Genomic DNA, 21,090 nt, shown 5'->3' with positions numbered 1-21,090 from the left:
AGCTGGCACCGGGCCTCCTGCGCGCGTTCCGCTGATGCGACGCGCCAGCGGCGCGCGACGCCAGCGCCGACCGAGCCTGCGAGGGCGGTGTAGAGGATCGCTCAGGCCGGTACGCCGGCGGTCTCGCCTCGTCCGGTCGCGGACCGGGTGGAACCGTCGTGCTGGGGCGTCCGTGTGCGGTGCCCGGCGGCCTTGCCCCGTGCGCGGTTGATCGCGTCGGCGGCGGACACCAGGGTCAGGTGCGAGAGCGCCTGCGGAGTGTTGCCGATGTGGTGGCCGGAGGCGACGTCGATCTCCTCGGAGAGCATGCCGACGTCGTTCGCGTACCCGACGAGCACGTCCATCAGCCGCTCCGCGTCCGTCACCCGGCCCGAGGCGGCGTACTGCTCGACCAGCCAGAACGAGCAGGCGAGGAACGGGTGTTCCGTGCCCTTCAGCCCGTCGAAGCCGCTCGTGGTGCGGTAGCGCAGCACGAGCCCGTCGGCACCGACGCGCAGGTCCTGTTCGATCGCCGCGACGGTGCCGAGCATGCGCGGGTCGTCCGCCTTGCAGAACCCGATCTGGGGGAGGACCAGCAGGCTGGCGTCGACCTCGTCGGTGTCGTAGTGCTGCCGGAACGAGCCGCGCTCCGCGTTCCACCCGTGCTCGTCGATCTCGGCGCGGACGGCGTCGCGGAGTTGCCGCCAGCGGGCGACCGGACCTTCGAGCCCGAACTCCTCGACCGCTGCCACGCCCCGGTCGAACGCGGCCCAGATCATCGCGCGCGAGTGCGTGAAGCTGCGCCGCGGGCCGCGCATCTCCCAGATCCCGTTGTCGGGTTCCTGCCAGTGCTGCTCGACGTACCCGAGCAGCGCGCGCTGCAGGGCCCAGGAGTCGGCGTTCTCCTCCACCCCGAGTTCCCGCGCGTCGTGCAGAGCCGCCAGGACCTCGCCGAACACGTCGCCCTGGTACTGCGTGTACGCGCCGTTGCCCACCCGGACCGGTTTCGACCCGGCGTACCCGGCGAGCTCGTCGAGTTCGCGTTCGGGGAGTTCGCGTTCGCCCGCGATGCCGTACATGATCTGCACGTCGGCCGGGTCGCCCGCGATCGCGCGGAGCAGCCAGCCACGCCAGTGTTTGGCCTCGTCCTGGTAGCCGTGGGCGATGAGCGAGGCCAGGGCCAGCGAGGCGTCGCGGAGCCACACGTAGCGGTAGTCCCAGTTCCGCTCGCCGCCCGGGTCCTCGGGCAGGCTCGTCGTGACCGCTGCGACCACCCCACCGGTCTCGGCGTGGGTCATCGCGCGCAGGAACAACAGCGACTGTCGGGTGGCGGCGGCGTACGGGCCGTCCACCTCCGTCTTGCCGGTCCAGGCGCGCCACCATGCGGCCGTGTGCTCGAGCGCCTGGTCGACGTCGAGTGGCTCCGGCGGTTCACGGTGGGAGGGGTACCAGGTGAGCACGGTGTCGAGGACGTCGCCGTCGTGCACGGTGGCGTCGGCGAGGTGTCGGTGGTCGTCGGCGTGGAAGCGGCACCCGCGGACCACGACCGAGTCCGGACCGGCGGTCGCCACCAGGGCGGGGTCGTCGTCGTCGCCGACCTGCCGGACCCAGGGCAGGGCGCGCGCGTAGTCGAAGCGGATGCGCAGCGTCTGCCGGAGCTCGACCGACCCGCGGAGGCCCCGGACCCGTCGGACGATGCTGGCGCGGTGGGCCTCGACCGGCATGAACTCCGTGACCTCGACGATGCCGGACGCGGTGGTCCACACGGTGTGCAGCACGAGCGTGTCGGCGTCGTAGTGCCGCTCGGCGGTGGCGTCGGGGTCCTTCGGGCGGAGGGTCCAGTGGCCGTCGTGCTCGTCGCCGAGCAGTGCCGCGAAGGTCGACGGGCTGTCGAACCGGGGCAGGCAGGCCCAGTCGATGGTGCCGGCGCGGTCCACGAGCGCCGCGGAGTAGCAGTCGCCGATGATCGCGTGGTCTTCGATGCGTTGGGCCATGGCCCGATCGAACCACCGACCGCCGATGTTCCACCGGTTGCCGGTCGGATCGACTGAAGGTCGACTCAGGCTTCGGGGTCGTCAGGCCTCGGGCTGGTCAGGCTCCGGGGTGGTCAGGCCTCGGGCTGGTCGCCGAGGTCCGCGAGCCCGATCCGGCCGAGCTCGGTCCAGAGCCCGGCGCCGTCCGGCGCGTACACCCACGGGGAGCTCGAGTCGCGGGAGCGTTCCTGGGCGCGGGACCGACCACCGGCGAGCACGGCCTCGCTCGTGGAGAGCTGCCGGATCGCGACGCCGGCCACGTTGTCCGGGTGCTCGCGCGCGAAGTCGCCGTAGAGGGTCTCGTCGTGCTGGCCGTCGTCACCGACGAGCAGCCACTGCACGTCGGGGAAGTCGCGCGCGAGCCGCCGGAGGTTCTCGTGCTTGTGCATCTGGCCGCTCCGGAAGAACCGGTCGTGCGTGGGGCCCCAGTCCGTCAGCAGGAGGGTCCCCGACGGGTACATGTTCCGCGTCAGGAAGCGCTGCAGGGTCGGGGCCACGTTCCAGGCGCCCGTCGACAGGTAAACCGTCGGGGCTCCGGGGTGCTGCGCCAGGATGCGCTCGTACAGCACGCTCATCCCCGGGACCGGGCGGCGGGCGTGCTCGGTCACGACGAAGGAGTTCCACGCGGCGAGCATCGGCCGGGGGAGCGCGGTCACCATCACCGTGTCGTCGATGTCGGAGAGCAGGCCGAAGCGGGTGTCCGGGTGCACGATGAACACGTCGGCCTCGACGTCGCGCTGGCCCCCGGCGGAGAGCCGGATGGTGTGCCACCCCGGGTCGAGGTCGATCGGGACGATGGTGTCGACGACACCGCCGCGGTCGGACTGCACGGTGTGCGAGACCCCACCGGCGGTGATCGTCACCTCGGCGTGGTCGACGGCGACGCTCGTGAACGACTTCCAGCCGCGGACGCCCTCGTAGGAGACGTCCGAGGCCAGGCCACGTCGGGTCAGCAGCACGCGGCAGAGCACGCGGATCCACCCGGGGGCGCCGTACCCGGTGTACGGGATGACCGTCGGGACCTGGCCGCGGCGCCGGGCGCGCTGTTCGCGGAACTCCTGCACGGCGTCCTCGATCCGGGCTGCACGGTGCAGGATGGGCTCGGCCAACGACGGTTCGTGGGGCGTCGGGTCGGGCATCGGGCCATCATCCCATGCAGCGGCGGCCGGTTGTCCACTCGTCCGGCGGCGACACCCGGGGAATCGCAGCGATGTTCCAGCCGGGCTCTGCGAGAGTTGCCCCGTCACACCATCAGCCCGCGGTCGCCGCGAGAAGGAGTACACGTGCTCGTCACCGAGATGTCGAACGCACTGCCGGGGGGATCATCACTGCTCAGGAACGAGCCGGTCCAGGCCCGCAGTTCGGCGCGCCTCGCCGGACTCCTCGACGCCGCTGCCGCGGTGATCGACGAGATCGGGTTCGAGCGGCTGACGACGGCCATGGTGGCCGAGCGCGCCGGGGCGTCCATCGGCACCGTCTACCGGTACTTCCCGGACCGCATCGCCGTGGTCGAGGCGCTGGCCATCCGCAGCACCCAGCGGCTGGCGGCGCGCTTCGTCGAGGCGCTCGACTCCAGCGGTGCGACGACGTGGCAGGAAGCCTGCGACGCGCTGATCGACATGACGAGCGAGATGTACCGGACGGAGCCGGGCTTCCGTGCGATCCGCTTCGGTGACCCGGCCGACTCCGGTGTCGGCGACGAGGACGACCGCATGGCCGCGCTCGGCGGGACCGTCGGCACGATCCTGCGCGAGCGGTTCGGCATGCCCGACACCGAGTCCGTCGCCCGTGCCTGGGTGGTGCTGGCCGAGTCGTCGCATGCGCTGCTCGCCCGCGCCCACCGCGATCGCGAGCACCCGGACACGGCGCTCATCGAGGCCTACCGGGTGATGAGCCGCGGCTACCTCGAGAAGGTCCTCGCCGCGGCCTAGGGCACCCTCGGACGGGGTCCTCGATGTCCGGGACACGTCACGATCCGACACGCAGTGCAACCGCTGTCGGTCCTGACGGGTACTCTCACTCGGAGTCGGGCTACCTCCCACCAGAAGGGCACCCACCCCATGATCGAATTCCGCTCGGTGCGCAAGACGTACCCGGACGGCACCAACGCCGTCGAGCGGTTCGACCTCGTCATCCCCTCCCGCACCACGACGGTCTTCGTCGGGTCCAGCGGCTGTGGCAAGACGACGTTGCTCCGCATGATCAACCGGATGGTCGACCCCTCGTCGGGCTTCGTCTCCATCGACGGCAAGGACGTCGCGACGAGCGACCCCGTCAAGCTCCGTCGCAGCATCGGGTACGTGATGCAGAGCTCCGGCCTGCTGCCGCACCGCAAGGTGGCGGACAACATCGCCACGGTGCCGCTGCTGACCGGTGTCTCCAAGGCCGAGGCCCGAGCACGGGCGCTCGAGCTGATGGACACCGTCGGACTCGACCGGGCCTTCGCGGACCGGTACCCGTCGCAGCTCTCCGGCGGCCAGCAGCAGCGTGTCGGCGTGGCCCGCGGGCTCGCCGTCGACCCGAACGTCCTGCTGATGGACGAGCCGTTCGGCGCGGTCGACCCGCTGGTCCGCAACGACCTGCAGGACGAGCTGATCCGGCTGCAGCGTGAGCTCGGCAAGACCGTCGTGTTCGTCACGCACGACATCGACGAGGCCTTCAAGCTCGGCGACCAGGTCGTCATCCTCAAGAAGGGCGGCGAGATCGCCCAGCTCGGCACGCCGGCGGAGATCCTCTCCGAGCCGGCGGACGACTTCGTCGCGAACTTCATCGGCGCGGGCCGCGGCCGTCGTGCCCTGCGCGTCGAGCAGACCCCCACCGGCCCGATCGTCGTCGACGGCGACGGTCGCGCTGCCGGAGTCCTGACCGGTCCCGTGGCGGTGGTCGACGCTGCCGCTGCGCAGGGGACGACCGCTGCCACGACCAAGGCTGCTGCGTCGCACGACGCCGCGGGTGCTCCGGCGCAGGGTGGGAGCACCCGGTGAACTGGGTGCTGTCGAACCTCGACACGATCTGGGACGACGTCGTCGCCCACCTGGCGATCGCGATCCCGCCCATCGTCATCAGCTTCCTGCTGTCGATCCCGATCGGCTGGCTCGTGGCGCGGCTCCGGCGTTCCGGCGGGCGGCCCGTCAGCCGGGGCATCGGCGGTGGCATCGTCACCGTCGCCGGGCTCCTGTACGCGATCCCCTCGCTCCCGCTGTTCATCGCGCTGCCCAGCATCCTCGGCACCGGCCTGCAGGACCCCGTCAACGTGGTCATCGGTCTGACGCTGTACGGCCTGGCGCTCATGGTCCGGTCGACCGTGGACGGACTCGAGTCGGTCGACGCCCCCACGGTGTCCGCTGCCACGGCGATGGGCTACTCGGGCGCGCAGCGCTTCTTCCGGGTGGACCTGCCACTGGCCGGCCCGGTCCTGCTCGCGGGCCTGCGGGTCGTCGCGGTGTCGACGATCTCGCTCACCACGGTGGGCGCGGTGCTCGGCATCCAGAGCCTCGGTTCGCTGTTCACCGACGGCATCGGCCGCGGCATCACCGAGGAGATCGTGACCGGCATCGTGATGGTCCTGGTGCTCGCGTTCGCCCTCGACGGGCTGCTCGTGCTGCTCGGGCGTCTCGTGATGCCGTGGACGCGCAAGCACACCGTCTCCAAGCGCCAGGCCCGTCGGGTGCTGCAGGCTGCGGAGGTGACCTCGTGATCATCGGACAGGCCTTCGCCTGGGTCTTCGACCCCACCAACTACTCCGGCTACAACGCGATCCCGACGCGGCTGTGGGAGCACATCTGGATCTCGCTGCTCGCGGTGCTCATCGCCTCGGTCATCGCCGTCCCGCTCGGCTACCTGATCGGGCACACCGGTCGGGCTCGCGGACTGGCCATCGCGGTGTCCGGCGGCATCCGCGCCCTGCCGACCCTCGGCGTGCTGACCCTGTTCGGCCTGCTGCTCGGCGTTGGCCTGCAGGCGCCGCTGCTGGCGCTCGTGATCCTGGCGATCCCGTCGGTGCTCGCCGGGGCGTACTCCGGCATCGAGTCCGTCGACCCGGTCACCGTCGACGCCGCCCGGGCCCAGGGCATGACCGGCTGGCAGATCCTGACCAAGGTCGAGGTGCCACTCGGACTGCCCCTGCTGATCGGCGGCATCCGCGCCGGTGTCCTGCAGGTCGTCGCCACCGCCACGCTCGCCGCCTACGTCGGCTCGGGCGGCCTCGGCGGCTACGTGTTCCTCGGGCTCAAGACCCAGGACTACGCCGAGATGCTCGGCGCCTCCATCCTCGTGATCGCACTCGCGATCGCGTTCGAGATCGTCTTCTCCCTGCTCCAGCGGGCGGTGGTGCCCGCGGGCGTCTCCGGCCGCACGGCGGGGGGACGCAAGGGATCGCGCGAGCGAGCCCGCAATCCCATCCCGGAAGGAAACCCCTCGTGATCACAGCACCCAAGATCCGCGTCGGCGTCGCCGCCGCACTGGCAGCCGGCCTCGTCGCCGCGCTGGCCGGCTGCGCGTCGAGCAGCCCGCTCGACAGCGGCTCGAGCGCCTCGTCGGACTCGAAGACGATCGTCGTCGGTTCGCAGCAGTACTACTCGAACGAGATCATCGCCGAGCTCTACGCCCAGGTCCTCGAGAAGGACGGCTTCAGCGTCAAGCGCAACTACAACATCGGCCAGCGTGAGGTGTACCTCCCGCAGCTGCAGAAGGGCGCGATCGACGTCATGCCCGAGTACAGCGGCAACCTGCTGCAGTACTACGACAAGAACTCCACCGCGAAGACCGCGTCGGAGATCTCGGCCGGGCTCAAGGACGCGCTGCCGAAGGGCCTGCGCGCCCTCGACGCGGCCGAGGCCACGGACCAGGACAGCTACACCGTGACCAAGGAGTTCTCCGAGAAGAACGACGTCACGAGCCTGTCCGACCTGTCGAAGGTCAGCGACAAGCTCACCGTCGGCGCGAACTCCGAGTTCCAGACGCGTCCGTACGGGCCCGAGGGCCTGAAGTCCGAGTACGGCGTCGACGTCGACTTCAAGGCGATCGAGGACTCGGGCGGGGCCCTGACCGTGAAGGCGCTCACGGACGGCACCGTCCAGCTCGCCGACATCTACAGCGCCGACCCGAGCATCAAGGCGAACGACTTCGTGTCCCTCAAGGACCCGAAGAACCTCATCCTGCCGCAGAACGTCACGCCCGTCGTGTCGAGCAAGGTCAGCGACAAGGCCGCTGCCGACATCGACAAGGTGAGCAAGGTCCTGACGACCGACGCGCTCATCGAGCTCAACACCAAGAGCACCGCGGACAAGGAGAAGGCGTCCACCATCGCCAAGGCCTTCCTGACGGACAAGGGTCTGCTGTAACGGCGACGCACCACGAGTGAGCGACAGGTGTCGGGCGGTTCGCCCGGCACCTGTCGTCGTTCCGGGGAGTGGGCTGTCAGCACCGATGTTCCGCACGGTTGTGCCGTGCACGGAGGCTGCACGTTCGTGCAGCGGGGGCCTCTACAACTTGTCGAACCAGGTGTCCGATAGGTAGCGTGGAGGTGTCCCGAGGACGTGACGAGCAAGAAGTGCCCCTCCTACAGGAAGACACCTGACGTGCAGCACCTGCGCGCGGTGGACCCCATCGGTACCGCCGCATGAACGACATCCTCGATCCCCTGATCCTGTCGCGCTGGCAGTTCGGCCTGACGACGATCTACCACTTCCTGTTCGTCCCCCTCACCATCGGGATGGCCGTCGTCGTGGCCGTGTTCCAGACGGCGTGGTACCGGACCGGCCGGGCGCACTACCTGCAGCTCACCCGGTTCTTCGGGCGCATCTTCCTCATCAACTTCGCGATGGGCGTCGTGACCGGCATCGTGCAGGAGTTCCAGTTCGGTATGAACTGGTCGGACTACTCCCGCTTCGTCGGGGACGTCTTCGGCGCTCCGCTGGCGCTCGAGGGGATCCTGGCGTTCTTCTTCGAGGCCGCGTTCATCGGCATCTGGATCTTCGGCTGGGACCGGCTGCCGAAGGCACTGCACCTGGCGAGCATCTGGTGCGTCAGCGCGGGGACGATCATGTCCGCGTACTTCATCATCGCGGCGAACGCGTTCATGCAGCACCCCGTTGGCTACGTCATCAACCAGGCGAAGGGCCGCGCCGAGCTCACCGACATCTGGGCGGTGCTGACGAACAAGGTCGCACTGGCCGCGTTCCCGCACACCCTCTTCGCGTGCTTCATGGTCGCGGCCGGCGTCATCATCTCCGTCGCCGCGTACCACCTCGCCCGCAACCAGCACCTCGAGACGATGCTGCCGGCGCTGAAGTTCGGCATGTGGACCATGGTGGCGGCCGGGGCGCTCACGGTGCTGACCGGTGACCAGCTCGGCCTCACGATGGTCGACACGCAGCCGATGAAGATGGCCGCGGCCGAGGCGCTGTACACGACCGCGACCGGCAAGGACGCCTCGTTCTCGATCTTCACGCTCGGGACACCGGACGGGGTGCACGAACTGTTCTCGATCCGGGTGCCCTACCTGCTGTCGTTCCTGTCGACGCACACCTTCACCGGCACGGTCGAGGGCATCAACAACCTGCAGGCCGAGTACAGCCAGGTGTACGGCCCCGGGGACTACAAGCCGGTCATCTGGGTCACCTACTGGTCGTTCCGCTGGATGATCGCGCTCGGCGTCGGTGCCGTGATGGTCTCGCTCGCCGGGCTCTGGCTCACCCGCAAGGGCCGCTTCCCGACCAAGCGCTGGGTCTGGCGGATCGCCACCTGGGCCGTGCCGCTGCCGATGGCCGCGATGATCGTCGGGTGGGTCTTCACCGAGATGGGCCGGCAACCGTGGCTCGTGTTCGGACTGCTCAAGACGGCCGACGGCGTCTCACCCAACGTGACCGGGGTCGAGGTCCTCATCTCGCTCATCGTGTTCACGCTCATCTACGGCTCGTTGGCGGTCGTCGAGTTCCGGCTCATCAAGAAGGTGGCGCAGGAGGGACCAGCGGCACCCGCCGAGGTCGACGAGGAGACCGGCGAGGTCAAGCACGAAGTGACGGTGTACTGAGATGGACCTGCCCGTGCTCTGGTTCGCGATCGTCGCGGCCTTCTTCGTCGGCTACTTCGTCCTGGACGGCTTCGACTTCGGTGTCGGGATGGCGCTGCCGTTCCTGGGGCGGGACGACACCGACCGCCGCGTGATGATCAACACGATCGGCCCGGTCTGGGACCTCAACGAGACCTGGGTGATCGTCGCCGGCGCCTGCCTGTTCGCGGCCTTCCCGGAGTGGTACGCCACGATGTTCTCCGGCTACTACCTGATCCTGCTGCTCATCCTGGCCGCGCTCATCGCCCGTGGGGTGTCGTTCGAGTTCCGGCACCAGCAGAAGCACCTGGAGTGGAAGCGTCGCTTCGACCTGATGATCATCGTCGGCAGCGCCCTGCCCGCCTTCCTGTGGGGCGTCGCGTTCGGCAACGTCGTCCGCGGGATCCCGATGGACGCCGGGCACAACTACACGGGCACGGTCTTCGACCTGTTCAACCCCTTCGCGCTGCTCACCGGCGTCGCGACCCTGCTGGTGTTCTTCACGCACGGCGTCGTGTTCATAGCGCTGAAGACCGAAGGCGAGATCCGCGTGCGTGCCCGACGCCTGGCCACGCGCGCCGGCGTCCTGACGATCGTCGTCGCGGCCGCCTTCCTGGTGACGATGGCCCTCGAGCGCGCCACCCCGACCAGCCTGGTGCTCTCGGTCGTCGCTGCGCTGGCGCTCGTCCTCGCGGTGCTCTGCACGGTGTGGGGACGCGAGGGCCGTGCCTTCACGCTGATGGCCGTCACCATCGCAGCGGTCGTGCTGGCGATGTTCACCGCGGTGTTCCCGGACGTCATGCCCGCGACGAACGACCCGGCGAACAGCCTGACCGTGGCCAACGCCTCGAGCGGGACCTACACGCTGACGGTGATGAGCTGGGTGGCGCTGGTCTTCGTGCCGCTCGTGCTCGCCTACCAAGCCTGGACCTACTGGGTCTTCCGCAAGCGCGTCACGCGCGCCCACGTCACCGCCGCAGCGCACTGAAGCCCACGGTCCGCACCCACCTCAGGAAGGCCACCCGATGAAGCCGCTCGACCCGCGCCTGCTCCGCCTGTCGCGGTCCGCGCGCGGCTTCGTCGTGGCCGCGTCGGCCACCGGACTCGTCCGGACGCTCGCCACCATCGGCATCGCCTGGGGGATCGCCGCGACCGTCACCATGGTGCTCGACGCGGTCCGTGACGGCGCGGTGCCGGCCGCCACCGTCCCGACCTTCCTGGTGCTGGGTGCGGCGTTCGTCGTCCGCGCCGGTGCGGCCTGGGCGACGGACGACCTGGCGGCCCGCGCCGCCGCGACCGTGAAGAGCGAGCTCCGCACCCGCGTCCTCGCCCGTGCGGCCGAACGCGGGCCGGGCTGGCTGGCGGAACGGTCCAGCGCAGGGTTCGCGACGACGCTCGGCCCTGGTCTCGACGCCCTCGACGCGTACTTCGGCCGGTACCTGCCGCAGCTCGCGCTCACCGCGGTCGCCACCCCGGTGCTGCTCGTCGCGATCGGGCTCGGGGACCTGACGAGCGGGCTGATCGTGCTGTGCGCGCTGCCGGTGATCCCGGTGTTCATGATCCTGATCGGGATGGCGACGCAGACGCTGCAACGTCGGCAGGCGGACGCGCTCGCACGCCTGGGCAGCGCGTTCACCGAGGCGGTCGAGGGGCTCGCGACCCTCAAGGTGTTCGGTCGCGCCCGACGCCAGGTCGACCGGATCGGGTCCGTCACGGACGCGTACCGCCGCGGCTCGATCGGCGTGCTCCGCCTGTCGTTCGTCAGCGGCTTCGCGCTCGAGCTCGCTGCCAGTCTGGCGGTCGCCCTCGTCGCCGTGGCGATCGGCATCCGCCTGGTCGACGGCGCGATGGGGCTCGGTGCGGCCATGTTCGTGCTGGTCCTGGCGCCCGAGGCCTTCGCCCCGATCCGGCAGGTCGGCGCCGACTTCCACGCGGCCCAGGACGGCGTCGAGGCAGCGGGTGCCGTCCTCGACGTGCTCGCCGACGACCCAGCGGCACCGGTCGCGCCCACCGCGGGCGGCCCCGCAGCGGATGCGCTCGTCCTCCGCGGGCTCACCGTCCGCCGCGCGGGCACGGTGATCGGACCCGTCGACCTCACCGCACCGGCCGGCACGGTCGTCGCGCTCGCCGGACCGAGCGGTTCCGGCAAGTCGAGCCTGATCGCCGCGATCCGCGGGGTGCTCGACCACGACGGTGCGGTGCAGGTCCCGGGCCGTGCCGGAGCCAGCCCCGCCGACCGGATCGCCTGGGTGGACCAGCGCCCGCGCCTGGTGCGCGGGACGGTGGCGGAGAACATCGCGCTCAGCGCGACCCCCGATCTGGACGGCGTCCGGACCGCGCTCGGTGCGGTGGGGCTGGGAGTCGACCCGGGCCTCCTGGTCGGCTCCGGCGGCACCGGACTGTCCGGTGGGCAGGCGCAGCGGGTCGCCGTGGCACGCGCCCTGTACCGCCACGCGCGGACCGGGGTCGGACTGGTGCTGCTCGACGAACCCACGTCCGCGCTCGACTCGGACGCCGAGGCCCAGGTGGTCACGGCGATGCGTCGCCTCGCCGACCAGGGCGCCGTCGTCCTGGTCGCCAGCCACCGCCCGGCGGTCATCGCGGCCGCCGACGTGCGCGTCGCGGTCGGTGCGTCGGCCCGAGCCGTGCAGGTGCGCGCATGAGCGCCGGACAGGAGGCCCGGACCGACTCGGTCCTGCGGCTCGCCCTGCCGAGGGGGTCCGGCTGGGCGAAGGCGGTCGCCGCCGGTGCGCTGAGTGCGCTCTGCGCCGTGGCGCTGCTGGCGGCGAGTGGGTACCTGATCACCCGTGCCGCGGAGCAGCCGCCCATCCTCTACCTGACCCTCGTCATGGTCGGGGTCCGCGCGTTCGCGCTCGGCCGGGCGACGCTGCGGTACGTCGACCGGCTCGCCGGCCACGATGCCTCGTTCCGACAGCTCGCCGTCGTCCGCACTGCGATGTACCGACGCCTGGCGTCGACCGCGCCGGGCGGCCTCGGCACGAGCGGTCGGGGCGACCTGCTGACGCGGCTGGTGACCGACACCGACCGGCTGCAGGACCTGCCGATCCGGGTGGTCGGACCGCTGGTGTCCGCGGGGACCGCAGCCGTGCTGTCCGTCGTCGTGGTGGCGATCGTGTCCCTGCCGGCGGCCCTGGTCCTGCTGCTGGCCCTGGTCGCGGCGGCCCTCGTCGGGTCGGTCGTCACGGCGACGATCGCCCGCACGAGCGACCAGGCGACCGCGGCCGAACGGGGACGGGTCGCGGACCTCGTGCTCGACACGGTCCGGACGCTCGACGTCTTCGCCGCGTACGGCACCCTCGACGAACGCCTCCGGCACATCGCCGCGCTGGACGCCCGCGTGACCCGGGCCGTCCGTCGCCGTGCCGGGGTCGAGTCGCTGGTCGGCGCGCTCGTCGGCCTGCTCGGTGGGGCAGCGGTGGTCGGGATCCTGGCGGTGGGAGCACCGAGCGTGGTGTCCGGCGCGCTCGACGGACCGCTGTGGGCGCTGACCGTGTTCGTGCCGCTCGCGCTGTTCGAGGTCGTCGGTGCCGTCCCGCTCGCCGTGCTCACGTTCCGCCGCGTGCGAGCGGCTGCCGACCGGGTCGAACGCGTCGTGCCGGCGGTGCTCCCCGCGGGCCTGGTCGCCGAGCCCGACGAACCAGCGGACCCGGCGTCGCTCGTGGTCGAGGGTGCCGTGCCGATCTCCGCGCACGACCTGACTGTCCGGTGGCCCGGGGATGCACGCCCCGCGGTCGATGCGGTGTCGTTCGACCTGCACCCCGGCGAGGTCGTGGTGCTGCAGGGCCCGAGCGGCGCGGGCAAGTCCACGCTCGTGCAGGCCCTCGTGCGGTTCGTCGACCACGACGGCAGCTACACGCTCGACGGGGTCGAGGCGCGCACGATGCACCCCGACGCCGTCCGCGCGCGGGTCGGGCTGATCGAGCAGGACCCGTTCGTCTTCGACCAGTCGATCCGGCAGAACCTGCTGTTCGCGCGGGACACCGCGACCGACGACGAGCTGCTCGCCGCGCTGGACCGGGTCGGACTCCGCGCGTGGGTCGTTGCGCGCGGCGGGCTGGACGCCGGCGTGGGGGAGCGCGGCGCCCTGGTGTCCGGCGGACAGGCGCACCGGCTGGCACTGGCGCGGGCACTGCTGCACGCGTTCCCGGTGCTGGTGCTCGACGAACCGACCGCGGGCATCGACCCGGACCTGGGCGAGGCAGTGCTGCGGGACCTGGTGGCGACGGCGCGCGGTACCGGACGGACCGTGGTCGTGGTGTCCCACGTGCCGGTCCCGGCAGACCTGGTGACCCGGACGCTCCGGATGCAGGACGGCCGCCTGGTCCCCTGAGTCCTCGACCACCGTCCGTGGCTTGTAATCTTGGGGACCGGTGCCTGTCCGTCGGACGTGCGCCGCGCCTCCAGACCGATTGAGAGCCCCGTGACCTTCGAGCAGCACGTCGAGGACCCGCACACCTACGACTTCCGTCGTATCCAGGACAAGTGGCAGGGCCGCTGGGAAGAGCTCAGCCTCTTCACCACCGACCACGACGACCGCCGCCCCCGGAAGTACATCCTCGAGATGTTCCCGTACCCGTCCGGCGACCTGCACATGGGCCACGCCGAGAACTGGGCGCTCGGCGACTTCGTCGCGCGCTACTGGCGGCAGCAGGGCTTCAACGTGCTGCACCCCATCGGGTGGGACTCGTTCGGGCTGCCCGCCGAGAACGCGGCGATCAAGCGCGGGGTCGACCCCCGGGCGTGGACCTACGCCAACATCGAGCAGCAGAAGGCGTCCTTCAAGCGGTACGCGCCCTCGTTCGACTGGTCGACGGAGATCCACACCTCGGACCCCGAGTACTACAAGTGGAACCAGTGGCTGTTCCTGAAGATGTACGAGAAGGGCCTGGCGTACCGGAAGGACAGCTGGGTCAACTGGGACCCGGTGGACCAGACCGTGCTGGCGAACGAACAGGTCCTGCCTGACGGCACCTCCGACCGCTCCGGCGCCGTCGTGGTCAAGAAGAAGCTGACCCAGTGGTACTTCGGCATCACCGAGTACGCCGACCGCCTGCTCGACGACCTGAACCAGCTCGAGGGCCGGTGGCCGTCGAAGGTCATCGCGATGCAGCGCAACTGGATCGGCCGCTCCGTCGGTGCCGACGTGGACTTCGTCATCGAAGGCCGCGACGAGCCGGTGACCGTGTTCACCACGCGCCCGGACACCATCCACGGTGTGACGTTCCTGGTCGTGGCGCCGGACTCCGACCTGGCGGCGTCGCTGGTCGCCCCGGCTTCCCCGTCTGTCCGGCAGGCCTTCGACGACTACCTCGTGGCGACGCAGAAGACGTCGGAGATCGACCGGCAGAACGCCGACCGTCCGAAGACCGGCGTGCCGCTCGACCGGTTCGCGATCCACCCGCTGACCGGCGAGCGTCTGCCGATCTGGGCCGCCGACTACGTGCTCGCCGACTACGGCCACGGCGCGGTCATGGCCGTGCCCGCGCACGACCAGCGCGACCTGGACTTCGCGCGGACGTTCGACCTGCCCGTGCGGGTCGTCGTCGACACCAACGCCGCGGTGACCGGCGCGATCCCGGTGATCCCCGAGGGTGCCACCCTGGACGACTTCGACCTGCCGCCGCTCGACCCGGCGTCGACCGGCGTCGCGCTGACCGGGCAGGGCCGGATGGTGAACTCCGGACCGCTCGACGGCATGTCCAAGCAGCACGCCATCACGGCCGCGATCAAGCTCCTCGACGAGCGGGGCACCGGTCGCGCCGCCAAGACGTACCGCCTGCGCGACTGGCTGATCTCCCGCCAGCGCTTCTGGGGCACCCCGATCCCGATCATCCACGGCGCGGACGGCTCCGAGCACCCCGTGCCCCTCGACGAGCTGCCCGTGCGGTTGCCGTCCACCGAGGGCCTCGACCTCAAGCCGAAGGGCACCTCGCCGCTCGGTGGGGCGACCGACTGGGTGAACGTGCCGAACCCGGTGGACGGGACGCCCGCGCTCCGGGACACCGACACGATGGACACGTTCGTCGACTCGTCGTGGTACTTCCTGCGGTTCCTGTCCGCGAACGACGACACCCAGGCGTTCGACCCGGAGCGCGTCAACAAGTGGGCGCCGGTCGACCAGTACATCGGCGGTGTCGAGCACGCGATCCTGCACCTGCTCTACGCGCGGTTCGTCACGAAGGTCCTGTTCGACCTCGGGTACCTCGACTTCACCGAACCGTTCTCGGCGCTGCTCAACCAGGGCATGGTGCTGTCGGGTGGCTCGAAGATGTCGAAGTCGAAGGGTGGTGTGTCGCTCGGCGACGAGCTCGACGCGCACGGCGTCGACGCCATCCGGCTCGTGATGGGCTTCGCCGGCCCGCCGGAGGACGACATCAACTGGGAGGACGTCTCGCCGGCGGCCTCCGCCCGGTTCCTGGCGCGCGCGTACCGGCTGGCGACCGACGTCACCTCGACGCCCGACGCGGTCTGGGCCGACGGCGACCGGGCACTGCGCCAGGTCACCCACCGGTTCCTGGCCGATGCGCCGGGGATGATGGAGTCGTTCAAGTTCAACGTCGTGATCGCACGGCTCATGGACCTGGTGAACGTCACCCGCAAGGCGATCGACAGCGGCCCCGGCGCCGGGGACCCGGCCGTCCGCGAGGCCGTCGAGACCATCGCGCTCGGGCTGAGCGTCTTCGCGCCGTACACCGGCGAGGAGATGTGGGAGCGCCTGGGGTACGACGCGACCGTCGCCACGTACGGCTGGCGGAAGGCCGACCCGACGCTCCTCGTGCAGGACACGCTGACCGCGGTCGTGCAGGTGAACGGCAAGGTGCGCGACTCGTTCGAGGTGTCGAAGTCGATCGAGGCGGACGAGCTCGAGCAGCTCGCGCGGTCGTCGGCGAACGTGCAGCGGTACATCGGTGACCGCGAGATCGTGAAGGTGATCGTGCGGGCGCCGAAGCTCGTGAACATCGCCATCAAGGGGTAGGCGACTCCTCCACAGGCGTGGGGCGGCGGTGGCTGCTCCACAGGCGCCTACGACGGAGCTCGGCCGGACGGCCGGGCTCCGTAGCGTTCCGGCCATGTCCCGGTTCACGCTCACGCCCCGCGCGGCGATCCTGCTCGCGGTGCTCGTCGTCGTGGTCGCCCTCGTGGTCATCGTCGTCGGTGCTCGTGGCGGCGACGGTGGCGGTGACAGCGGCGCGGTGTCCGTGTCGGGTGCGGCTCCGGTGGGCCCGGGGCGGCCCACAGCGAGCGCGTCCGACGGCGGTGGGGGAGCGACAGGGGCTCCGTCGGCATCCGGCTCGCCCTCGGCGTCGGGGGCGCCCGTCGTCGTGCACGTGGTGGGTGCCGTCGGTGCACCGGGGCTGATCACCCTCGGCAGCGGTGCGCGCGTGGCGGACGCCCTCGACCGGGCGGGCGGCGCAGCAGCCGACGCCGACCTGGCACGGGTCAACCTGGCCCGTCCGGTCGTCGACGGCGAACGCCTCTACGTGCCGCGGGTCGGCGAGACCGACATCCCGGCCACCGTCGACGGCGGGGACCCCGGCGCGAACGGCGGTGCGTCGGGGACTGGCGCGTCCGGTTCCGGTCCCGGTGCTGGTCCGGACGGGGTGCCCCCGGTGGTCGATCTCAACACCGCCGACCAGGCGACCCTCGAGACCCTGCCGGGCATCGGTCCCGCGCTCGCCCAGCGCATCCTCGCCTGGCGCCAGGAGCACGGCCGCTTCGCCGCGCCGCAGGACCTGCTCGAGGTGAGCGGCATCGGTGAGTCCCGCTTCGCCGAACTCGAGAGCCGGGTGCGGGTGTGAGCGTCGCGCAGGGCCGTCCGGACGCATCGGACCTGCGGTTCGCCGGACCCGCAGCCGTCACCTGGGTGGTGACCGCGGTGCTGGTCGGGTACCCGGCTGTGGCGTGGGCAGTGGCGGCGTTCGGCGCGGTCGTCGCCGGGGGAGCCCTCGTCGTCGTCGTGTGCGCACGGTCCGCCGACGGCTCCGGCTCGCGTGTCCGTGGTCGAGCGGTCGCCGCCCTGCTGCTGACGTGTGCGTTGCTCGTCGCGGTGGTCGCCGTGGCCGTCGCCGTCGGGCAGGTCCGACGCTCGCCCGCCGTGTTGGCCGAGAGCTCGTCGCGGGCCGTTGCCGTGCGGCTCACGCTCGATCGTGACCTCACGCCGGCGGACCGGTCCGCCCTCGCGACACTGCGGCAGTTCGGGACCGGTGCCCACCCCGAGGCATCGCTCGCCGTGCCGGTTCGGATCGTGCCGAGTCGTGACGAGCCGCGGCGCCGGACGGTCGGGGCCGGTGCGGTCCTCGCGGCGACTGCGGTGATCGAGGCCGACGAGCCTGGCGCTCCCACCGCCTTCGTCGTCTTCGTGCGCGGTCCGGTGTCGGTCCGTCCAGCCACGGGGTTCGTCGGCACCACGAACACGGCGCGGGCCGCCTTCGCCCGGGTCACCGCGGACCTGCCCCAGCCCGGTGGAGCGCTGCTCCGCGGTCTGGCGATCGGGGACCGTAGTGGCCTCGACCCCGAGACCCAGGCCGCGATGGAGACGAGCGCTCTGACGCACCTGACCGCGGTGTCGGGGTCGAACTGCGCGGTGGTCGTCGCCCTCGTGGTCGTGCTCGGTCGAGCGGCCGGCCTCGGTCGCGTGCCCCGTGCCGCGTGTGCGGTCGCGCTGCTCGTCGGGTTCGTGACACTGGTCCGCCCCGATCCGTCGATCCTGCGCGCGACCGTGATGGCCGTCGTCGTGCTCGTCGTCCACCTGACCGGTCGACCGGTGCGGGGCGTACCGCTGATCGCGCTGGCCGCGGTCGGGATGCTGGTGGCCGATCCGTGGACAGCGCGTTCGTTCGCCTTCGGGCTGTCCGTCCTCGCGACCGGGGGCATCGTCGTGCTGGGACCACCGCTCACCGGGCTCCTCGCCGGGCGCTGTGGGACCCCCGTCGCGGCCGCCCTCGCCGTGCCGATCGCCGCCCAGGTCGCGTGCTGGCCCCTCACGATCCCGCTCACGGCAGCGCTGCCGACGTACGCGGTGCCGGCGAACCTGCTCACCGAACCGCTGGCGCCGATCGTCACGGTGCTCGGTCTGGCGTCCTGCCTGCTCGCGCCGCTCTGGCCCACAGGCGCCTCGGTGCTGGCCGGCGTCGCATGGGCACCCGCTGCGGGCATCGGCGTCGTGGCGCGGAGTGCGTCGGCCCTGCCCTTCGCAGCGGTGCCCTGGCCCGTGGGCACGATCGGTGTCGCTGCGGCCGTGCTCGTCAGCGCCGCGGTGGCCTCGGCCGTGCTCGTCGCGCGGCGGTGGCGCGCACGGCTCGTCCTCGGCGCGGTCGTCGTCGTGGTGGTCGGCGTCGGAGCCACCGTGGTCCCACCCCTCGTCGTCCGTGCGGGCCTGCCGCGGGACTGGTCGGTCGTCGCCTGCGACGTGGGCCAGGGGGACGCGACGGTGGTGCGCAGCGGGGCCAGGACGGCGCTCGTGGACGTCGGGGACGACCCGGCCCGGCTCCGCACCTGTCTCGACCTGCTCGGTGTCGACCGGGTGGACCTGCTCGTCCTCACGCACTTCGATCGTGACCACGTCGGCGCCGTCGAGTCTGTCGCTACCCGGTCGGACGTCGCGCTGGTCGGCCCCGTCGGTCGTCCGGCGGACCAGGGCGTCGTCGAGCGCCTGACGAGCGCCGGTGTCGACGTGCGCCGCGCCGACGACCAGACCTCCGGCGTGCTCGGCGACCTGGCCTGGCAGGTGGTCTGGCCGCGTGCGGGTTCGACAGCGAGCGGCAACGCGGCGAGTGTCGTGCTCACGACCGTCGGCAGCGAGGGATGCGGTGCCTGTCTGTCCACGGTCCTGCTGGGGGACCTGGACGAGCAGGCGCAGCGGCGACTCCGCGACACGGTCGCCCTCGGTCCGGTCGACGTGGTCAAGGTCTCGCACCACGGCTCGTCCGACCAGGACCCCGGGCTCTACCGGCAGCTGGCTGCACCCGTGGGGCTCATCGGGGTCGGAGCCGACAACACCTACGGTCACCCGACCGAACGGGCACTCGGGATGCTCGCCGACGCCGGCACGACACCGTTCCGGACGGATCTCCAGGGGACGATCGTCGTCCGCCGCGGGACGGACGGGCCGGAGGTCTGGACCGAGCGGCACGACCGACCGGCCGACGCCGCCGCGGGCGGTTCGTCGGCCACCGCGACGGCGACGGCGACGTCGGCTACGGCTGCGGCTGCGGCCGTGACAGTGCCGTCGGCGCTCGCCCGTAGACTCGGGAGCCGCACGACCGGAAGGAACGCATGCCCGCCAAGAAGCCCGCGCGCGCCGCGGCGAAGATCGACCAGGTCCCGTGGTCGGGCATCCGTCCTGCCCCCGTCGTCCTGGTCACGGGGCCGGAGACGTTCCTCGCTGAGCGCTCGACCGGCATGCTGCGCGACCTGCTCGTGGCCGAGGACCCGGCGCTCGAGGTCCACGACCTCGAGGCCGACCAGTACGCGCCCGGCCTGCTGGCCACCCTGGCGAGTCCGTCGCTGTTCGGTGAACCGCGGCTGGTCCGGGTCACCAACGTCGAGAAGTGCACGGACGCCTTCATCACCGAGACCATCGCGTACCTCGGGAACCCGGCGGATGACGTCACGCTCGTGCTCCGACACGGGGGTGGTGTCCGCGGCAAGAAGCTCCTCGACACGATCCGTAGCGGCGTCGGTGGCGGCATCGAGGTGCAGTGCGACGAACTCAAGCGCGAGACCGACCGCATCGACTTCGTCACAGCCGAGTTCCGCGCCGCACGTCGGAAGATCGCCCCCTCAGCGGTCCGGACCCTCGTGGCGGCGTTCGCGGACAACCTGGCTGAGCTGGCGGCAGCGTGCCGGCAGCTCCTGGCGGACGAAGCGCAGGAGATCACCGACCGGGTCGTCGACAAGTACTACGGCGGCCGGGTCGAGACCAACGCGTTCAAGGTCGCGGACATCGCGCTGGCCGGCCGGTCCGCGCCCGCGATCGTCGAGCTCCGGCACGCCCTGGCGACGGGTGAGGCCCCCGTGCCGATCGTCGCCGCCTTCGCCAGCAAGATCCGCACCATGGCGAAGGTCAGCGCGTTCCGTGGCTCCAGCGGTCAGGCGGCGTCGGCGCTCGGCATGGCGCCGTGGCAGGTGCAGCGCGCGCAGCGGGACGTCGCCGGGTGGAGCGAGGCCGGGTTGGCGAACGCCATCATCAGCATCGCCGAGGCCGACACCGCCGTGAAGGGCGGATCCCGCGACGCGCACTACGCGCTCGAGGTCATGGTCCGCACCATCGCCCGACGCGGCGAGGCCCGCTGAGGCGAGTCGGGCCTCCCGTCCGGAGCGGACTGCGCGCGCCCTGGCGCGCTGTGCGTTCGCACAACCGAACACACACCGCACCAGCGATCGCCGTGGTGCGGAGTGCCTGCGGTTGTGCGAACGCGGCTCGCACCGCGAACCCGCCGGGCCCGGCCGGCCTGGCCCGGCTGGCCCGGGCCGGCCGGGCCCGGCCCGCCTGGCCCCGTCCGCGGACGACGAAGGCCCCGCACCGGAACGGTACGGGGCCTTCGAGGGAGTCAGTGCGTCAGAGCGCAGCGACCTTCTTCGCGATGGCCGACTTGCGGTTCGCGGCCTGGTTCTTGTGGATGACGCCCTTGCTGACGGCCTTGTCGAGCTTCTTCGACGCGACGGCGAGAGCGGCGGTGGCCTTCTCCTTGTCGCCGGCGACGATCGCCTCGTTGGTGTGACGGATGAACGTCTTCAGCTCGGACTTGTAGGCCTTGTTGCGCTCGGTGGCCTTGAGGTTGGTCTTGATGCGCTTCATCTGCGACTTGATGTTCGCCATGCGTGGTGCTCCTGCTTCGTCTCGTACGGGTGAATGCGACCGCTGGGTAGAGGGGCCCTTGGTCGTCTCGCGTTCCACCCGTGGGCGGGGAACGCGCAAGCCAGCAAGCAACACTACCAGGACGGCGCCCGCCGGACAACGCGCGCGACACGCGTCACGAGCCCGCAACACGGCTTCGTTACCGT

General features: G+C 71.5%; 15 protein-coding genes and 1 pseudogene. 13 read left to right on the top strand and 3 right to left on the bottom strand.

Going from position 1 to position 21,090, the window contains the following annotated elements; all coding sequences use genetic code 11:
* Positions 1-101: 101 nt before the first annotated feature.
* Positions 102-2,000 carry a glycoside hydrolase family 15 protein gene (locus BIU90_RS06210; RefSeq protein WP_302847388.1) on the bottom strand — a complete coding sequence of 633 codons (1,899 nt, stop codon included), beginning with the start codon at positions 1,998-2,000 and terminating at the stop codon, positions 102-104.
* Positions 2,001-2,086: 86 nt separating this feature from the next.
* On the bottom strand, positions 2,087-3,151 hold the full coding sequence (locus BIU90_RS06205) for an App1 family protein (protein WP_071299360.1): 1,065 nt from the start codon (positions 3,149-3,151) through the stop codon (positions 2,087-2,089).
* A gap of 144 nt (positions 3,152-3,295) precedes the next feature.
* On the opposite strand from BIU90_RS06205, the gene BIU90_RS06200 reads away from it, so the two are divergent.
* From BIU90_RS06200 to holA, 13 genes and pseudogenes are all read left to right on the top strand, one after another.
* Positions 3,296-3,943 carry a TetR/AcrR family transcriptional regulator gene (locus BIU90_RS06200; RefSeq protein WP_083403750.1) on the top strand — a complete coding sequence of 216 codons (648 nt, stop codon included), beginning with the start codon at positions 3,296-3,298 and terminating at the stop codon, positions 3,941-3,943.
* A gap of 129 nt (positions 3,944-4,072) precedes the next feature.
* Positions 4,073-4,996, top strand: a complete 924-nt coding sequence (locus tag BIU90_RS06195; protein WP_071299359.1) for an ABC transporter ATP-binding protein — start codon at positions 4,073-4,075, stop codon at positions 4,994-4,996.
* A complete protein-coding gene (locus BIU90_RS06190; RefSeq protein ID WP_071299358.1) occupies positions 4,993-5,709 on the top strand; it encodes an ABC transporter permease in 717 nt (238 codons plus the stop codon). Before BIU90_RS06195 ends, BIU90_RS06190 begins: the two co-directional genes overlap by 4 nt.
* Entirely contained in the window at positions 5,706-6,434 is a 729-nt protein-coding gene (locus BIU90_RS06185; protein ID WP_071299357.1) for an ABC transporter permease, read from the top strand. Before BIU90_RS06190 ends, BIU90_RS06185 begins: the two co-directional genes overlap by 4 nt.
* The gene (locus BIU90_RS06180; protein WP_071299356.1) at positions 6,431-7,354 is read left to right on the top strand and encodes an ABC transporter substrate-binding protein; all 924 of its coding nucleotides are present in this window, start codon (positions 6,431-6,433) and stop codon (positions 7,352-7,354) included. The genes BIU90_RS06185 and BIU90_RS06180 overlap by 4 nt, the downstream gene beginning before the upstream one ends.
* Positions 7,355-7,632: 278 nt before the next feature.
* Entirely contained in the window at positions 7,633-9,045 is a 1,413-nt protein-coding gene (locus tag BIU90_RS06175) for a cytochrome ubiquinol oxidase subunit I (RefSeq protein WP_071299355.1), read from the top strand.
* A gap of 1 nt (position 9,046) precedes the next feature.
* Entirely contained in the window at positions 9,047-10,051 is a 1,005-nt protein-coding gene (gene cydB, locus BIU90_RS06170; protein WP_071299354.1) for a cytochrome d ubiquinol oxidase subunit II, read from the top strand.
* 37 nt (positions 10,052-10,088) lie between these two features.
* Positions 10,089-11,726 (top strand): thiol reductant ABC exporter subunit CydD, encoded by a 1,638-nt coding sequence (gene cydD, locus BIU90_RS06165; protein WP_071299353.1) that lies wholly within the window; start codon positions 10,089-10,091, stop codon positions 11,724-11,726.
* Complete coding sequence (gene cydC, locus BIU90_RS06160; RefSeq protein ID WP_071299352.1) at positions 11,723-13,414, top strand: thiol reductant ABC exporter subunit CydC; 1,692 nt, start codon at positions 11,723-11,725, stop codon at positions 13,412-13,414. Before cydD ends, cydC begins: the two co-directional genes overlap by 4 nt.
* A gap of 90 nt (positions 13,415-13,504) precedes the next feature.
* Positions 13,505-16,060: a leucine--tRNA ligase gene (gene leuS / locus BIU90_RS06155; protein WP_071299351.1), complete on the top strand. Its 2,556-nt coding sequence runs from the start codon at positions 13,505-13,507 to the stop codon at positions 16,058-16,060.
* Positions 16,061-16,154: 94 nt separating this feature from the next.
* Positions 16,155-16,883, top strand: a complete 729-nt coding sequence (locus BIU90_RS06150; RefSeq protein WP_071299350.1) for a helix-hairpin-helix domain-containing protein — start codon at positions 16,155-16,157, stop codon at positions 16,881-16,883.
* Positions 16,880-18,691: pseudogene (locus tag BIU90_RS19225) on the top strand (ComEC/Rec2 family competence protein); the annotation flags it as partial. The gene BIU90_RS06150 and the pseudogene BIU90_RS19225, both read left to right, overlap by 4 nt.
* A gap of 668 nt (positions 18,692-19,359) precedes the next feature.
* Positions 19,360-20,379: a DNA polymerase III subunit delta gene (gene holA, locus BIU90_RS06140; protein WP_071299348.1), complete on the top strand. Its 1,020-nt coding sequence runs from the start codon at positions 19,360-19,362 to the stop codon at positions 20,377-20,379.
* Positions 20,380-20,644: 265 nt separating this feature from the next.
* Here holA and rpsT read toward each other — a convergent pair whose 3' ends face one another.
* A complete protein-coding gene (gene rpsT, locus BIU90_RS06135; RefSeq protein ID WP_071299347.1) occupies positions 20,645-20,905 on the bottom strand; it encodes a 30S ribosomal protein S20 in 261 nt (86 codons plus the stop codon).
* Positions 20,906-21,090: the final 185 nt, after the last annotated feature.

This window comes from Curtobacterium sp. MCBA15_001, from assembly GCF_001864835.1.
Taxonomy (GTDB): Bacteria; Actinomycetota; Actinomycetes; order Actinomycetales; family Microbacteriaceae; genus Curtobacterium.
Note: the sequence above shows the minus strand (reverse complement) of the source record. Positions and strands in the feature narration are given on the sequence as shown.

Bases quoted from the DNA above. Each gene is read 5' to 3' on its own strand.
- cydD (WP_071299353.1), top strand. From the start codon at position 10,089: ATGAAGCCGCTCGACCCGCGCCTGCTCCGCCTGTCGCGGTCCGCGCGC.
- rpsT (WP_071299347.1), bottom strand. From the start codon at position 20,905: ATGGCGAACATCAAGTCGCAGATGAAGCGCATCAAGACCAACCTCAAG.
- BIU90_RS06175 (WP_071299355.1), top strand. From the start codon at position 7,633: ATGAACGACATCCTCGATCCCCTGATCCTGTCGCGCTGGCAGTTCGGC.
- BIU90_RS06205 (WP_071299360.1), bottom strand. From the start codon at position 3,151: ATGCCCGACCCGACGCCCCACGAACCGTCGTTGGCCGAGCCCATCCTG.
- BIU90_RS06150 (WP_071299350.1), top strand. From the start codon at position 16,155: ATGTCCCGGTTCACGCTCACGCCCCGCGCGGCGATCCTGCTCGCGGTG.
- holA (WP_071299348.1), top strand. From the start codon at position 19,360: ATGCCCGCCAAGAAGCCCGCGCGCGCCGCGGCGAAGATCGACCAGGTC.
- cydB (WP_071299354.1), top strand. From the start codon at position 9,047: ATGGACCTGCCCGTGCTCTGGTTCGCGATCGTCGCGGCCTTCTTCGTC.
- cydC (WP_071299352.1), top strand. From the start codon at position 11,723: ATGAGCGCCGGACAGGAGGCCCGGACCGACTCGGTCCTGCGGCTCGCC.
- BIU90_RS06195 (WP_071299359.1), top strand. From the start codon at position 4,073: ATGATCGAATTCCGCTCGGTGCGCAAGACGTACCCGGACGGCACCAAC.